Source organism: Pseudarthrobacter sp. BIM B-2242 (assembly GCF_014764445.1).
GTDB lineage: Bacteria > Actinomycetota > Actinomycetes > Actinomycetales > Micrococcaceae > Arthrobacter > Arthrobacter luteus_A.
Genome location: NZ_CP061721.1, coordinates 1,872,679 through 1,886,988, shown reverse-complemented (window position 1 = coordinate 1,886,988; position 14,310 = coordinate 1,872,679). Strand labels below are relative to the sequence as shown.

Below are 14,310 nucleotides of genomic sequence, written 5' to 3'. Positions count from 1 at the left end.
CGCACCCCCTGCCGTGCACTGAGTCCCTTCCAGCCTTAGCCCGACGTGGCCATGTCAAGTAGGGCCAAAGGTCACATGGACGCGCTGTCACCCTTCACGAACGCAGGGTCCCCGGGTCCTTGGGCCCTTGTGACCGTATCCCCCGTCCTACAGAATGAGTCAGACGCGGGACCGGCACCTCGTTACGGGTGGGGACCCGGCGGCAGAAAGGACCATGATGATCGCTTCAGCAGCATCGGACCACCATGTTGAACCACGCGGCGGCATCCGGGTCTTCATTCTCGACGACCACGAACTGGTACGGCGCGGCCTCCAGGACCTGCTGGAAAGCGAAGGCTTTGTTGTCGTAGGCATGTCCGGATCGGCTGCCGAAGCGGCCCGCCGGATTCCAGCTCTGCGCCCCGATGTGGCCGTCCTTGATGCGCGGCTGCCTGACGGGACCGGGATTGAGGTCTGCCGCGATGTCCATTCCGTCGACGAAACGATCAACTGCCTGATCCTCACCAGCTACGACGACGAACAGGCCCTGCGCGGCGCAGTGCTGGCCGGCGCCTCGGGGTACGTCCTCAAGGAAATAGGCGGTTCCGACCTGATAGGGGCAATTCGCCGCGCTGCCAATGGAGAGTCGCTGTTTGATGCCGACCTGAAAGCCAGGATAATCCAGGGACTGGCCGAGCCGGAGCGAGTGGATCCATGGATCGAAATGCTCACCCGGCAGGAGCGAAGGGTCCTGGAGTTAATTGGTGAAGGCCTGACAAACCGCCAGATCGGCGAACACATGCTTCTTGCGGAAAAGACCGTCAAGAACTACGTCTCGTCACTTCTGGCGAAGCTGGGGTTTGAACGGCGGACCCAGGCGGCAGTCCATGCGGCCCAGCACCGCGGGAAGTCGCAGCAGGACCAGTAGGAACTGCACGTAAAGCACGGGTGCCAAAGCCTAAAACACAGGAGCCCGCCAGGTCAGCTCGGTTCCTGTGTCCGGTGAACTCGAAACGTCGAAGGTGCCGCCCAGCTTTTCGGCCCTGTGCTGCAGGTTCGTCAGTCCGTTCCCGGGCGATGGAACGGTGAATCCTTCGCCGTTGTCCTTGACCAGGACGCTGACACATCCTTCGTCCAAGGAAACTGCCACCCGAATGGCGTCGGCGCCGGAGTGGCGGACGGCATTGCTGAGGCCTTCCGTCACGACAGCCAGGATGTTGGATGCTGTTTCCTCGTCCCTGATCGCGTCAATCGGCCCGGTCAGGGTAAGCCGGGGAACAAATCGAAGGGACCGCGCCGCGTTACGGACCGCCTGCAGCACGCGGCTGCTGAGGAGCTCCTTTTCAACGGCAGAATCATTCAGGGAGTAAATGGTGTTGCGAAGCTCCCGGATGGTCTCGTCAAGCTCCGCCGTCACGTTCTGGAGCGTCCGCGCTCCGGCGTCACTGGTGGTTACCCGGCGGAGGCTCTGGATGCTGAGCCCCACTGCGAAGAGGCGTTGAATCACAAGGTCGTGCAGGTCACGGGCGATCCTGTCGCGGTCGGTGAACACCGCGAGCTGCTCACGCATGCGGTGGGCACGCGCCAGTTCAAGGGCCAGGGCAACGTGCGAGCCGAAGACCGTGCCCATTTCCACATCCGTCTTGCTGAACGTCCCCGCGGCGTGTTCCCGCATCACGACTAAGACCCCGTAGTGCGTGCCCCGGGCGCCGAGGGCGATCACCAGCATCCGGCCGTCTTTGGGCGTCGGCCCGCCACTGAGTGCTCTCGAAGCATCCTCGATCACAGCTGCCCGGCCCGTGGCGAAAACTGTGGTGATGTCCTCTGTTTCAAACGCGGGGAGCCGCCCCAGCCACTCTGTGGCATGTTGTCCCGCGGCCCCCGCGACGCGGAACAGGTTCGATGTGTCTTCCGGGACAAGGATGAGGGCCAGTGCGGAGCTGGATTCCTGCAGCGCCCTGGCGGCGATCATGTCCAGGCCGTCATCTGGCCCTGCGGCCGCGTCCTCGTCGCCCATCATCCTGCCGGTTACGTCCATGCATGCCTGAAGCCAGGCGGTCCTGCGCCGGGCGTCGTCGTAGAGCCCGGCGTTTTCAATCGCAACACCGGCGGCTGCCGCAAGTGCCTCCGCGAGGTCCTCGTCCTCGTCCGTGAAGTCACCGCCGCCCTTCTTTTGGGTGAGGTACAGGTTGCCGAACACCACATCCCGCACCCGGATCGGCACACCGAGGAAAGACTTCATGGGTGGATGGTGCTGCGGGAACCCGTAGGCGTCCGGATGCTGGCTGAGGTCATGAAGCCGGAGGGGTTTGGGGTCACGGATCAAGAGGCCCAGAACGCCGTGGCCGGTGGGAAGCGGTCCGATCCTGCGGGCGAGGTCCTCATCTATGCCCACGGTGATGAAGTGGCTCAGCGCCCGGTCACTGCCAATGACCCCCAGAGCTCCGTACTCTGCCTCAACAAGCTGGCAGGCCGAACTGACTACCCTGTGCAGAACCGCTTCCAGGCTAAGGTCTTCGGCGAGTGCAACCACGGCGTTCAAAAGGCCCTGCATCCGCTGCTGGACGCCCACGGATTCCCCGGCGTGACCGGCAAAGCCGGTGAGGAGTTCGTCCAGGCGCGTGCTGCCGGCGGGCGGTGCACCGTCCGCGGACTGCAGGATGGGTTCGCTCACCGAAACCGCCTTTGGGAAATGTGAAAATCAGGGTCAACCGGCTGCAGCAATTGACATGAGCCTACCCCTGCCCAGCCGATTCTTGATGGCATGGTGCCAGCGAGCGGGTCTTTGTGCCCTACTTCGCAGGCGCCGTGCACCCCTAGGCTTCGGGCATGACTACTGATCCTTCTACGCCTGAGACTGCCAAGCTGCCAACGGACGAATGCTGGAAGCTGTTGCGCGGCGGTTCAGTTGGCCGGCTTGCTGTGTGGGTGCATGACCACCCCGAGATTTTCCCGATCAACTACAAGGTTGACCATGAAACGCTGGTGTTCAGAACAGGCGCCGGCACTAAACTTTCGTCCGCAGTGGGCCGGATGGTGGCGTTTGAAACCGATTCTGCCGACACAGACGGTGGTGTCGCCTGGAGTGTCGTTGTGAAGGGGCAAGCCACCGCACTGAGCCGGAGCCCTGAAGTCCTGGCCTCTGTGGGGCAATTGCTGTTTCCGTGGGAGACGGGCCGCAAGGATCATTTCCTCCGTATTGTGCCGGAAGAAGTGAGTGGACGGCGCTTCAGGCTTGCAGCTCCGCTGACCTGGGGAAGTTCCGTGGATGAGGCCACCCGCGCCGGATTGGAATGACCGTTTGTGAAGGCGTGGTGGGTGGAGGAACCGGGGCCCATAGCAACCGGGCCCCTGCGCCTGGGCGAGCGGCCTGACCCGTCGCCCGGGCCGGGTGAGGTCCTGCTCTCCGTCCGTGCGTGTGGCGTCTGCCGCACGGATCTGCACCTCGCCGAGGGCGATCTCCGTCCCCGCGGTGCCCGGAGAATCCCCGGGCACGAAGTGGTTGCCGACGTCGTTGGCCTGGGACCGGGCAGCTCCCGGTTCCGTCTCGGCGAGCGGGTAGGAGCCGCGTGGCTTGCCCGCACGTGCGGGGCGTGCCGGTTCTGCCTGCGCGGTTCAGAGAATCTCTGTCTCAGCCCCACGTTCAACGGCTGGGATACCGACGGCGGCTATGCGGAACTGATGACCGCGCACCAGGACTACGCCTACCCGCTGCCTGACGTGTTCACCGATGAAAAAGCCGCCCCTTTGCTGTGTGCAGGGATCATCGGGTACCGGGCACTTCGGTGCTCCGGGCTCCCGCCGGGTGGCCGGCTGGGGATCTACGGTTTTGGCGGTTCGGCCCACCTGACTGCGCAGATGGCACTCTACGAAGGCGCAAGCGTCTACGTCATGACACGGTCGGCCGCGGCGCAGCAACTGGCCCTTGACCTGGGCGCCACGTTCGCCGGGCCCGCTGAAGCCGAGCCGCCTGATCCGCTGGACGCAGCGATCCTCTTCGCACCCGTGGGCGATCTGGTGCCGGTTGCACTGAGGGCGCTGGACCGCGGCGCCACCCTCGCCGTTGCCGGAATCCACCTGAGCGACATCCCGGCGCTCGATTACCAAAAGGACCTCTTCCAGGAGCGCCACCTCCGCAGTGTTACCGCCAACACCAGGTCCGACGGCCAGGACTTCCTGGCTCTGGCCGGGAAGATCCCCCTCCGCCCCACCACCGTCCCCTACCCGTGGATCAAGGCGGACCAGGCATTGCTGGACCTTTCCCGGGACCGTTTCACCGGCGCTGCCGTACTGCTGCGGTAAGCCGGAGACGCCGGGCAGAACGGGCGGGCTGAACTGCCGGCCGTGCGTGACCTTCGGCCCTAGGCACGCGGCCGGCTGGTGGAGGAAGGTACTCCCATGAGCGACAGCAGACGGATCCTTGTTGGAATCGACGGTTCGGAATATTCACCCGCGGCGCTGCGCCTGGCCGGGCAGCTGTCCTCGGCACTTGCCGCCCCTTTGCATGTGGTCACGTGCCTGGGCTTGTCCGATTTCTACCTTCCGGAACATCTGCCGCCGGGAGGCGACCTCGATACCCCGGCAGAGCTTGAGGCCATTGCGCGCCGCAATATGGAGCAGGCCATCGAGAGGGCATTCGGCCAGGAACGCCCTGAACACCTCACCGCCGACGTCAAGGTGGGAGCACCGGCCAAGGTCCTGGTGGAGGAAAGCCGGAACGCGCAAATGCTCGTGGTCGGCCGGCGGGGCCGCGGCGGCCTGCTGGGCCAGCTCATGGGTTCGGTCAGCGCCGTCTGTGCAGCCCATGCGCATTGTCCGGTGCTGGTGGTCGGCCAGGACACAGAGGGAGACCATGGAACGAAGCAGTGAGCTGCCTGCCATAGTGGTGGGCGTGGACGGAAGCCCTCCGTCCATCACCGCCCTGCGCTTGGCCGGCACGTTAGCGCCGCTGCTCAAGGCCCGCATCCGGGCCGTCACCTGCTGGCAGTTCCAGATCGCCGTCGGAACCTTCACGCCCGTTCTGTGGAATCCCGAAGAGGAGGCCCGGAAGGTTTGCGCCGCCGCGGTGGCCACAGCGTTCGACGGCGCCCCTCCCGCCGATCTCGAAATGGTCACCTCCGAGGGCACTGCGGCCAGGGAACTGGTCGAAGAAAGCAAGACTGCACAGATGGTCGTCGTGGGCAGTCGCCGCCGCGGAGGGTTTGAAAGTTTGCTGCCGGGCGGGGTCAGCGCGACGGTGGCCGAGCATGCGAAATGCCCGGTCCTGGTGTCGCACGGGACTGACCTGCCCGCCGCGCTCTCCGGTGCTTCCGGGCTGCGCTCTGCGGACGGGGGCGGTCAGGCCGGGTCCAGCCATGCCGGCGCCTGACCGCATCGTGGTTGGCTACGACGGCTCGCAGCAGGCGGCCCTTGCTGTCCGCTGGGCCGCCCGGCATGCAGCCCTTCTGGACAGTGAACTGCAGGTGGTTCACTGCTCATTGTGGCCGCTCCTGACCCACGACCTTGGCCCGGTCAAGGGCGTAGCGGGCAGCGGCCTGCAGCATCAGGCGGAGGCCATCCTTGAAGAGGGCAGGGCTGAGGCCGAGTCCGCGGCACCCGGCACCACGGTTCTGGACAGCCTCGTCTACGGGCTGCCCGCAGGCCATCTCCGGCGGATGGCTGAGGATGCCCGCATGCTGGTGCTTGGCAGCCGTGGAATCGGAGGGTTCCTGGGGCTGCTCGTGGGATCAGTCAGCCTGGAACTGGCCGCCACGGCATCATGCCCTGTTGCAGTGATCCGGTTTGATAAGCACCCGGAGGGGCGCGTTGTCGTAGGGATAGATCCCACCGGTTCCGCTGGCGCGCTTCGCCTTGCTTGCGACGTGGCCATGGTAACGGGAGCGGAACTGATGATCATCCACGTAACCCGCCCGCAGGATGGCACGGTGTACTCACCCGCAGGAGGCCTGGAAGCGGCCCGTCGGCTCCTGGAAAAGTCGACGGCGACAGCCCGGGCACTGGCTCCGACAGTGGCTGTGAACCAGGACCTGGTCCGGGATTCGTCGGTTCCGCGGGCGCTTCTGAACGCTGCCCGCGGCGCCGCCCTCATCGTCGTCGGAAGCAAAGGACACGGCATCCTTAAGGGAACCGTCGGATCAGACGCCCATGCCGTCCTCCACCACGCAACAGGCCCCGTGCTCATCTCCCGCAACTGAACCCGTCCGGGACCTGATCAGTGCCCCGTCGCCGCCTCCCGGCGTCGGGCTTCCGGGACCTTCGTCCCTTACCGCCGCGGCAGCCGGGCGCCATCGTTGAGGTGGAGCAAGCATTCCGCCCGCCCCGTGGAACCCATGAACAACAACACCGAGGAACAGCTATGAAAGCTATCGTTTACGGCGGCCCGGGAAAGAAGTCCTGGACAGATGTGCCCGATCCGGCGATCCGGAACCCCGCCGACGCCATCGTAAAGGTGGACACCACTACCATCTGCGGGACGGATCTGCACATTCTCAAGGGCGACGTGCCGGCCGTGACGGAAGGAAGAATACTGGGCCACGAAGGCGTGGGCACCATCACGGAGGTCGGTTCGTCGGTGACCAGCCTCAAACCGGGAGACCGCGTCATCATCTCGTGCATCAAGTCCTGCGGTCACTGCGCCAACTGCAAGGTTGGCCTCTATTCACACTGCATGGGTGAGGAGGGAGCCGCGGGCATCGGCTGGGTGTTCGGCCATGTGATTGACGGTACCCAGGCTGAATACGTGCGGGTTCCCTACGCAGAAAACTCGCTGCATCTCCTACCGCCCGGGGTGAGCGACGAGCAGGCCGTTATGTTGTCCGACATCCTCCCCACGGGCTTTGAAATCGGTGTCCAGTACGGCCGCGTGAAGCCAGGCGACACAGTGGCGGTGGTGGGTGCGGGCCCGGTGGGGCTCGCCGCCATCGCCACGGCGGGACTCTACGGGGCAGCAAGCATCATCGCGCTGGACCTCGACCGCAACCGGCTGGAGAAGTCCCGGGAATTCGGAGCCACGGACGTTGTGCTTTCAGGCGACGCCGACTGGAAGGAACAGGTGCTGGGACTCACCGACGGCCAGGGCGTGGACGTGGCCATCGAGGCAGTGGGCATTCCGGAGACGTTCAGCATGTGTACGGAGATCGTCCGGCCGGGCGGCAATGTCGCCAACGTCGGGGTCCACGGCAAGTCCGTGGAACTCCATGTGGAGAACCTCTGGATCCAGAACATCAACATCAGCATGGGGCTCGTGAACGCAAACACCACACCCATGCTGCTGAAGCTCGTGGCCCAGAAGAAGCTGCCGGCCGAAAAGTTCGCAACGCACCGCTTCCGTTTCGACGAATTCATGGATGCCTATGACACCTTCGCCAGGGCAGCAGAGACAAACGCCTTGAAGGTGGTCATCTCGGCATGACCCTGTCCGCGCCGTCCGGCCTCACCGCAGGGGACGTGCGGGAGCGGACGCTCGCCGGTCTTGCCAACGGTGCACCGGAGGAATCAAGCCGAAGCCTGTGGCGGATCCTTCGGTCCAACGTGCTGACGTTGTTCAACGGCATTGTTGGCGGTTGCTTCCTGCTTCTGCTCCTTCTGGGCCAGTGGAAGGATGCGCTGTTCGGCTTTGCCGCGCTCAGCAACGCCGTTATTGGCGTTGTCCAGGAATACCGCGCCAAGAGGCTCCTGGACCAGCTCGCCGTCCTGGATGCCCCGCAGGCCAGGGTGCTGCGCGATGGCAGGGTCCAGGAAATTGCCGTTGCTGACGTGGTCATGGATGACATCTGTGTACTGCAGGCCGGTGACCAGGTTGTAGCGGACGCCGTCATCATCGATGACGACGGCCTGGAGATCGACGAGTCGGTCCTCACCGGGGAATCTGAACCGGTCGGCAAGGACAAGGGCTCGCCCGTCCTGTCCGGATCCTCCGTTTCGGCAGGCCAGGGACGGGCACGGGTGGTCGCCGTCGGGGCCGGCTCGTACGCCAGCCGGCTCACCGCCGAAGCCAAGCGGTTTTCCCTGGTCAATTCGGAAATCCGCAACGCCATCAACCGCGTCCTCCGCTGGATCAGCTGGGCCCTTCTACCCGTTGTGGCCATCATCACCAACGGCCAGATGCAGGCCAAAGGCGGCTGGGAGGCTGCGTTCAGGACCGGCGCCTGGGAAGAGGCGCTCGTCGGGGCGGTGGGTGCTGCCATCGCCATGATCCCGCTGGGCCTGGTACTCATGACCAGCGTGGCGTTCGCCGTGGGCGGTGCGCGGCTGGCCCGCCTCAACGTGCTGGTCCAGGAGCTCGCAGCCGTGGAGGGGCTGGCCCGCGTGGACGTCCTATGCATCGACAAGACGGGCACCCTCACCGAGGGCAGGGTGGTCTTCGACGACGTTCACGACACTGGCCTTCACGCCACGGGACAGGAGCTTCCCCGGGGATGGCGGGAGGCCCTGGGATGGTTCGGCTCCGACCCCCACGCCAATGCCACCGCCCGCTGCCTGGCACCCGCTTTCGCCTTCGACGGCGGCGCAGCACCGGCCGCCGTCGTTCCGTTTTCGTCTGCACGGAAATGGAGCGCCGCCAGTTTCGACCGCCCGCACGCCGCCGCCGGAACATGGGTCCTTGGGGCCCCGGACATGGTGTTCGCTGCCGGCAGCCTGTCCGGCGCGCCCAGTGAGGCGCTCCTGGGTCAGGCCCGCCGGCTGGCATCCCTGGGTTTGCGCACCCTGGTGCTGGCATACACGCCCCACATGCTCCCCGGCGAGGACGACGACGACGTCCGTCTGCCCGCCGGGCTGGCTGCTGCCACCCTCCTGACGTTCCGCGAAAAAGTGCGTCCGGACGCGGCCCGTACCCTCGCCTACTTCCGGCAGCAAGGTGTCGACGTCAAGGTCCTCTCCGGCGACGACCCCCGGACGGTAACTGCCGTGGCACGGGAGGTGGGGCTCGACGTTGGTGCCGGCTACGATGCACGGCAACTGCCCTCCGACCCGCATCGGCTGGAAGAAACGCTGGACAGCTTTTCCGTATTCGGCCGCGTCACGCCAGCACAAAAGAGGGACATGGTCCTGGCGCTGCAGAGAATGGGCCACACCGTCGCCATGACGGGAGACGGCGTTAATGACGCCCTCGCCCTCAAGGAAGCGGATATCGGGATAGCCATGGACACCGCCGCGCCGGCCACCAAAGCGGTGGCCCGCCTGGTGCTCCTGGACGGACGTTTCAACCGGCTTCCCGCCGTCCTCGCCGAAGGCCGCCAGGTCATCGCCAACATTGAACGGGTCTCGGTGCTGTTCCTCAGCAAAACAACCTACGCGGTCTGCCTCTCAGTGATCTTCGGAGCACTCATGTGGAGTTATCCGTTCCTGCCCCGGCAGCTCTCCGCCACGGACGGCCTCACCATCGGCATCCCGGCGTTCTTCCTGGCTCTGATGGGCAACGCCCGGCGCTACAGGCCGGGATTTCTGCGGCGCTCGCTGTCCCTGGCCATCCCGGCAGGAATTATTGTGGCGGCAGCGGTCATCGCCGTCCAGGCGTACGCCATGGCAGCGGGCGGCTTCAGTGCCGGCGCGAACCGGACAGCATCGGTGCTGACACTTACCCTGGTGGCCCTGACGATTCTGACGGCCGTCAGCCGCCCCGTCAGCGGCCTCCGTTTGGCTGTCGTCGCCGCCATGGCCACAGGGGTTGTCCTGCTGATGACCGTCCCGCTCCTGACGGATTTCTTTATGCTGGAATGGCCTCCGCCCGGGCTCCTGGCCGCTTCCCTGACGGCCTCGGCCGCCGCCATCCTGGCCGTGCTCGTGCTGAACCGGATGCACGCACGCAGGTACCCGGCCGATCACGCCACTGAGCCCCCCGTCTAGAGCCAGTCGGCCGAAAAGTCCTGCGGCGGCCACCAGCGCGTCCGCGGAGACACCGCAAACCGCCGGCCCGAAATCTCTGCCGGGTGGATCTGCACCAGATGCTCCTTGAGGCCGGCCTGCCACGGTTCGCGGTCGGGTCCGGCTTCCTGCAGACTCGCCGGATCCCCGCTGAAGGCTCCCGGCTCCCCTTTGACCACAACGCTCCACACTTCGGTGCCGTAGGGGTTCAAACCGTCCACCTCGAAGGCCACGGCAGTGCCGCTGAGGAGAGCACGGAGTTTCGTGCCGGGCGCTGTGCGGAAGACCACCGTTTCTTCGACGACCGCAAAGTTCACCGGAAAGATCTCCGGGACCGCACCGTTGATCACAGCCAGCCGCCCGATGTAGGAGGACCGCAGGTACTGCCAGCAGTCAGCCGGTCCGAGAACTTCGGCGTGCGACTCTGAGGTGGAGTTGCTCATGCACTGATCCTAGCCTCCAATCCCCGCACCACCGGAGGGACCAAAGACTCTTGGTCCCTCCGGTGCGTGGCCGGAGGCTTAAGGAGCCGGGCACTATCCATTCTCCGGCGCGGTCATCATTGCAAGGAGGCAAACAATGGCTGATTTGATGAAATGGTTTGACACCCGGCGCTCCCCCGTCGAGATGATTGAAAGGCTGTTCGAAGGTGACACCGCGGCCTCGGGGATCCGGGTCGAGGAGTCAATTGAAGGCAATACCCTGGTGGTCCGGGCTGAACTGCCGGGCATCGATCCCGAGAAGGATGTCAGCGTTTCCATCGTTGACGGGGCTTTGGAGATCAGGGCCGAGCGCAGGGAACAGTCTGAGCAGAAGGAAAAGAACAGCTACAGGTCCGAGTTCCGGTACGGCTCATTCGTCCGCCGGCTGGCCCTGCCTGAGGGCGTCCAGGGCGATGACATCACCGCCTCGTATAAGGACGGCGTGCTGGAGGTCAGGACTCCCGTTCCGGAGAAAGCCCAGCAGCCGCCCGCGCGGAAGATCGAAATCACCCGGGGCTGACGGCGCCCCGCCCGCTCAACCGAAGAGGACCGCTGCCTCCTGGTAGCGGTCCTCCGGCACGGTCTTAAGCCGGCCAAGCGCAGCTTCGAAACCGACGTTCACAATGCTGGTGCCCCGCAGGGAGACCATGGTTCCCCACCGGCCTTCCGCTGCCGACGCCACGGCCGCCATCCCCAGCCGGGTCGCCAGGACCCTGTCAAAAGCTGTCGGTGCGCCACCTCGCTGAATGTGCCCCAGGATGGTTGCCCTGGTCTCGATTCCGGTCATCGACTGCAACTCCTGTTCCAGCAGCAGGCTGATCCCGCCGAGCCGGGGCCTGCCAAAAGTGTCCAGGCCCCGGGGCGAATACGGCGCCTCCCGGCCTTCAGGGACGAAGGCCTCCGCCACCACCACCAGTGGTGCCCGTCCGCGGTGGTGCGCGGACTGCACCCACCGGGCCACCTGCGTCAAGGGAACCCTCTGCTCCGGGATGAGAATGGCGTGCGCTCCGGACGCCATCCCCGAATGCAGGGCGATCCAGCCGGCGTTCCGGCCCATTACTTCGGCGATCATGCAGCGGTGATGCGACTCGCCGGTCGTGCGGAGCCTGTCGATGGCCTCTGTCGCCGTCTGGACTGCCGTGTCGAACCCGAACGTGACATCGGTGGCATCAAGGTCGTTGTCGATGGTTTTCGGAACGCCGATCACCTTAATCCCCGCGTATGCCAGTTCCTGTGCTGCCGCCAGTGTGCCCTCTCCCCCGATGGCGACCAGACCATCCACGCCAAGCTCCTGAAGGCTGCTGCGCACCGTCTCTATCCCACCGTTCTTGAGCGGGTTGGTGCGCGAAGTACCCAGGATGGTCCCGCCCAGGCGGGCGAGCCCCCGAACGGCCTGGCGCGGCAGCGGGACCAGGTCCCGGTCAAGCACCCCCCGCCAGCCGTCGCGGAACCCGACAAACTCATAGCCGTAAGTTATGACTCCCCGCAGCACGGCACCACGGATCACGGCATTAATTCCCGGGCAGTCACCGCCGCTGGTCAGGATGCCGAGGCGCATCATGGCTCGGACGTCTCGGCGTCGGCTATGACCGGCACGGTCTTGAGGTAGGTGTCCGGGTTGAGGGAGATGGAGTCAATGCCCTGCCTGACGAGGAAGCGGGCGAAGTCGGCGTGATTGCTTGGTCCCTGGCCGCAGATCCCCACCTTGATTCCTGCTGCATGCGCCCGGTCGATGACCTGGGCAATCATCGATGTGACAGCTTCGTCCCGTTCATCGAACAGCCCCGCCAACTGCTCGGAGTCCCGGTCCACGCCGAGAACAAGCTGGGTCAGGTCATTGGAACCTATGGAGAAGCCGTCAAAGCGGCTGGCAAAGTCCGCGGCAAGGATGACGTTGGAGGGGATCTCGCACATCATGTACACCTGCAGTCCGTTCTCGCCGCGGGTCGGCCCGTTGTCCGCCATTTCCTTGATCACCAGGTCCGCCTCGTGGGGTGTCCGGCAGAACGGAACCATAACGATGACGTTCGCAAACCCGAGTTCCTCGCGCACGCGCTTCAGTGCCCGGCACTCCAGGGCGAATCCTTCCCGGTAGCGCTCGTTGTAGTAGCGCGATGCGCCGCGGAAGCCCAGCATGGGATTCTCCTCGGCAACCTCGAAGGAGCCGCCTCCGATCAGGTGGGCATACTCGTTGCTTTTGAAGTCGCTCAGCCTCACAATCACGGGGTTGGGGTGGTAGGGCGCCGCGATCTTTCCGATGCCCGTAGCGAGCACGTTGACGAAGTACTCCTGTAAGTCGGGGTAAGCGTGGGCGAGTTCCCTGATGCGCTCAACCTCACCGGGGTCGGTAAGCCGTTCCGGGTGGACCAGCGCCATCGGATGGATCCGGATGAGGTTGCTGATGATGAATTCCATCCTCGCCAGGCCCACGCCCGCCGCCGGCAGGCGCCACCACTGAAAGGCTGCGGAAGGACTGGCGATGTTGACCATAACGGCGGTCCGCGTCTCAGGCAGCGTCCCGAGGTCAACCTCCTCGACGTCGAAAGCCAGCGTGCCCGCGTAGACCTGCCCGTTCTCTCCCCCGGCACACGACAGCGTAATTGGTGCCCCGTTACCGAGCACCGAGGTGCCGGTGCCGGTACCCACAACGGCGGGCACCCCCAGTTCCCTGCTGACGATCGCGGCGTGGCTCGTGGGGCCGCCGTGGTCGGTGACGATGCCGGCGGCGCGTTGCATGATGGGCACCCAGTCAGGATCGGTCATCCGCGTGACCAGAATTGAGCCGTCCCGGAAATCGTCGATGTCTTTGGCGTCCCGCACCACACAGGCGAGGCCGTGCGCAATGGATTCGCCGACTGCGGCCCCTTCCGCCAGGAGCCGGCCCGACTCGCGGAGGTGATAGACGCTGAAGACTGAGCCGCTGCGCCTCGCCTGGACGGTTTCCGGCCGGGCCTGCACCATAAAGAGCTCTTCGGTGGAACCGTCCCTGGCCCACTCCATGTCCATCGGGCGGCCGTAGTGTTCCTCCACGGCTACTGCCCAGCGGGCTAGCGTCACAATCTCGGAGTCGGTGAGCACAAAGGAAAGACGCTCCTGCTCAGAGGTTTCAACGGTCCTGGTACGTGCATGCCCGCCGCGGCTGTAGACCATCTTGCGTTCCTTGGTGCCCATGGTCTTTTCGATGATCGGCATAAAGTGCCCGTCAGCCAGTAAAGGCTTGAACACCTGGTATTTATCGGGATTGATGCTTCCCTGAACCACGGTTTCGCCCAGCCCCCACGCGGCGCTGATCAAGACGCTGCGCGGGAACCCGGACTCCGTATCGATGGAAAACATCACCCCGGATGCGCCCAGGTCCGAGCGCACCATCCGCTGCACACCTACGGACAGGGCTACTTCCAGGTGGTCGAACCCCTTGATTTCCCGGTAGGAGATGGCCCGGTCGGTAAACAGGGAGGCGTAACACCGGCGGCAGGCCTCCAGGAGTTCCCGTTCCCCGGAAATGTTCAGGAACGTTTCCTGCTGGCCGGCGAAGCTCGCGTCCGGGAGGTCTTCGGCCGCAGCGCTGCTGCGTACGGCCACCGAGGCCCTGGCGTGGCCAGTGCGTTCGGACAATGCCCTGTAGTGGTCCCTGATGGCGGCGGCGATGTCGGGTAGGAACTGGCCTTCGAGGATGAGCTCCCGGATGAATTCCCCGGTCTCGCGCAAGGTTGCCCGGCCTTCGCGGTAGTGCCCGATCGAGGTACGTATTCGCGGTTCGAGGCCGTTGGCGGCAACAAAGGTGCGGTAAGCGGAGGCTGTGGTGGCGAAGCCCTCGGGCACCCGGACCCCGGCATCCATCAGCGACCGGGTCAGTTCACCCAGCGACGCATTCTTGCCGCCGACGGCAGGAACGTCGTCCATTCCCACGTCCTCGAACCACACCACGTGATTGCTGTTCGTCGGCGTCATATCAGCCATGGCTCGATCCTTCCGGGCCGGCGGC

General features: G+C 65.2%; 13 protein-coding genes. 9 read left to right on the top strand and 4 right to left on the bottom strand.

Translation table 11 applies throughout. The features are described from left to right. Positions 1-214 precede the first annotated feature (214 nt). Entirely contained in the window at positions 215-907 is a 693-nt protein-coding gene (locus tag IDT60_RS08615; protein ID WP_305072163.1) for a response regulator transcription factor, read from the top strand. A gap of 30 nt (positions 908-937) precedes the next feature. Here the strand turns inward: IDT60_RS08615 and IDT60_RS08610 are convergent, their stop codons facing one another. Further along, positions 938-2,653 carry a GAF domain-containing protein gene (locus IDT60_RS08610; RefSeq protein ID WP_370590731.1) on the bottom strand — a complete coding sequence of 572 codons (1,716 nt, stop codon included), beginning with the start codon at positions 2,651-2,653 and terminating at the stop codon, positions 938-940. A 155-nt stretch (positions 2,654-2,808) separates the two neighbouring features. Between IDT60_RS08610 and IDT60_RS08605 the strand changes: the two genes are divergently transcribed. The 7 genes from IDT60_RS08605 to IDT60_RS08575 all read left to right on the top strand — a co-directional run bounded on the left by IDT60_RS08605 (position 2,809) and on the right by IDT60_RS08575 (position 9,825). Next, positions 2,809-3,276 (top strand): pyridoxamine 5'-phosphate oxidase family protein, encoded by a 468-nt coding sequence (locus tag IDT60_RS08605; protein ID WP_191081590.1) that lies wholly within the window; start codon positions 2,809-2,811, stop codon positions 3,274-3,276. A gap of 6 nt (positions 3,277-3,282) precedes the next feature. Continuing rightward, positions 3,283-4,281, top strand: coding sequence for a zinc-dependent alcohol dehydrogenase family protein (locus tag IDT60_RS08600; protein WP_191081589.1), 999 nt, complete (start codon positions 3,283-3,285; stop codon positions 4,279-4,281). A gap of 96 nt (positions 4,282-4,377) precedes the next feature. Beyond that, a complete protein-coding gene (locus IDT60_RS08595) occupies positions 4,378-4,848 on the top strand; it encodes a universal stress protein (protein ID WP_191081588.1) in 471 nt (156 codons plus the stop codon). Further along, positions 4,832-5,347 carry a universal stress protein gene (locus IDT60_RS08590; protein WP_191081587.1) on the top strand — a complete coding sequence of 172 codons (516 nt, stop codon included), beginning with the start codon at positions 4,832-4,834 and terminating at the stop codon, positions 5,345-5,347. Before IDT60_RS08595 ends, IDT60_RS08590 begins: the two co-directional genes overlap by 17 nt. Continuing rightward, positions 5,334-6,173 (top strand): universal stress protein, encoded by an 840-nt coding sequence (locus IDT60_RS08585; protein ID WP_191081586.1) that lies wholly within the window; start codon positions 5,334-5,336, stop codon positions 6,171-6,173. Before IDT60_RS08590 ends, IDT60_RS08585 begins: the two co-directional genes overlap by 14 nt. A 161-nt stretch (positions 6,174-6,334) precedes the next feature. Further along, positions 6,335-7,390: a zinc-dependent alcohol dehydrogenase family protein gene (locus IDT60_RS08580; RefSeq protein ID WP_191081585.1), complete on the top strand. Its 1,056-nt coding sequence runs from the start codon at positions 6,335-6,337 to the stop codon at positions 7,388-7,390. Next, positions 7,387-9,825, top strand: a complete 2,439-nt coding sequence (locus IDT60_RS08575; RefSeq protein ID WP_191081584.1) for an HAD-IC family P-type ATPase — start codon at positions 7,387-7,389, stop codon at positions 9,823-9,825. Before IDT60_RS08580 ends, IDT60_RS08575 begins: the two co-directional genes overlap by 4 nt. On the opposite strand, the gene IDT60_RS08570 is transcribed toward IDT60_RS08575, so the two are convergent. After that, complete coding sequence (locus IDT60_RS08570; RefSeq protein WP_191081583.1) at positions 9,822-10,286, bottom strand: pyridoxamine 5'-phosphate oxidase family protein; 465 nt, start codon at positions 10,284-10,286, stop codon at positions 9,822-9,824. The genes IDT60_RS08575 and IDT60_RS08570 overlap by 4 nt on opposite strands. Positions 10,287-10,422: 136 nt before the next feature. Between IDT60_RS08570 and IDT60_RS08565 the strand changes: the two genes are divergently transcribed. After that, complete coding sequence (locus IDT60_RS08565; RefSeq protein WP_191081582.1) at positions 10,423-10,845, top strand: Hsp20/alpha crystallin family protein; 423 nt, start codon at positions 10,423-10,425, stop codon at positions 10,843-10,845. Between the two features lie 15 nt (positions 10,846-10,860). Here the strand turns inward: IDT60_RS08565 and IDT60_RS08560 are convergent, their stop codons facing one another. Both IDT60_RS08560 and ppsA read right to left on the bottom strand, forming a co-directional pair. After that, on the bottom strand, positions 10,861-11,883 hold the full coding sequence (locus IDT60_RS08560; RefSeq protein ID WP_191081877.1) for a 6-phosphofructokinase: 1,023 nt from the start codon (positions 11,881-11,883) through the stop codon (positions 10,861-10,863). Beyond that, positions 11,883-14,285, bottom strand: coding sequence for a phosphoenolpyruvate synthase (ppsA, locus tag IDT60_RS08555; protein ID WP_223883928.1), 2,403 nt, complete (start codon positions 14,283-14,285; stop codon positions 11,883-11,885). Before ppsA ends, IDT60_RS08560 begins: the two co-directional genes overlap by 1 nt. Between the last annotated feature and the right edge of the window lie 25 nt (positions 14,286-14,310).

Excerpts from the sequence above, each read along its gene's own strand:
- IDT60_RS08615 (WP_305072163.1), top strand. The coding sequence starts at position 215 with ATGATGATCGCTTCAGCAGCATCGGACCACCATGTTGAACCACGCGGC.
- IDT60_RS08605 (WP_191081590.1), top strand. The coding sequence starts at position 2,809 with ATGACTACTGATCCTTCTACGCCTGAGACTGCCAAGCTGCCAACGGAC.
- IDT60_RS08595 (WP_191081588.1), top strand. The coding sequence starts at position 4,378 with ATGAGCGACAGCAGACGGATCCTTGTTGGAATCGACGGTTCGGAATAT.
- IDT60_RS08590 (WP_191081587.1), top strand. The coding sequence starts at position 4,832 with ATGGAACGAAGCAGTGAGCTGCCTGCCATAGTGGTGGGCGTGGACGGA.
- IDT60_RS08585 (WP_191081586.1), top strand. The coding sequence starts at position 5,334 with ATGCCGGCGCCTGACCGCATCGTGGTTGGCTACGACGGCTCGCAGCAG.
- IDT60_RS08580 (WP_191081585.1), top strand. The coding sequence starts at position 6,335 with ATGAAAGCTATCGTTTACGGCGGCCCGGGAAAGAAGTCCTGGACAGAT.
- IDT60_RS08575 (WP_191081584.1), top strand. The coding sequence starts at position 7,387 with ATGACCCTGTCCGCGCCGTCCGGCCTCACCGCAGGGGACGTGCGGGAG.
- IDT60_RS08570 (WP_191081583.1), bottom strand. The coding sequence starts at position 10,286 with ATGAGCAACTCCACCTCAGAGTCGCACGCCGAAGTTCTCGGACCGGCT.
- IDT60_RS08565 (WP_191081582.1), top strand. The coding sequence starts at position 10,423 with ATGGCTGATTTGATGAAATGGTTTGACACCCGGCGCTCCCCCGTCGAG.
- IDT60_RS08560 (WP_191081877.1), bottom strand. The coding sequence starts at position 11,883 with ATGCGCCTCGGCATCCTGACCAGCGGCGGTGACTGCCCGGGAATTAAT.
- ppsA (WP_223883928.1), bottom strand. The coding sequence starts at position 14,285 with ATGGCTGATATGACGCCGACGAACAGCAATCACGTGGTGTGGTTCGAG.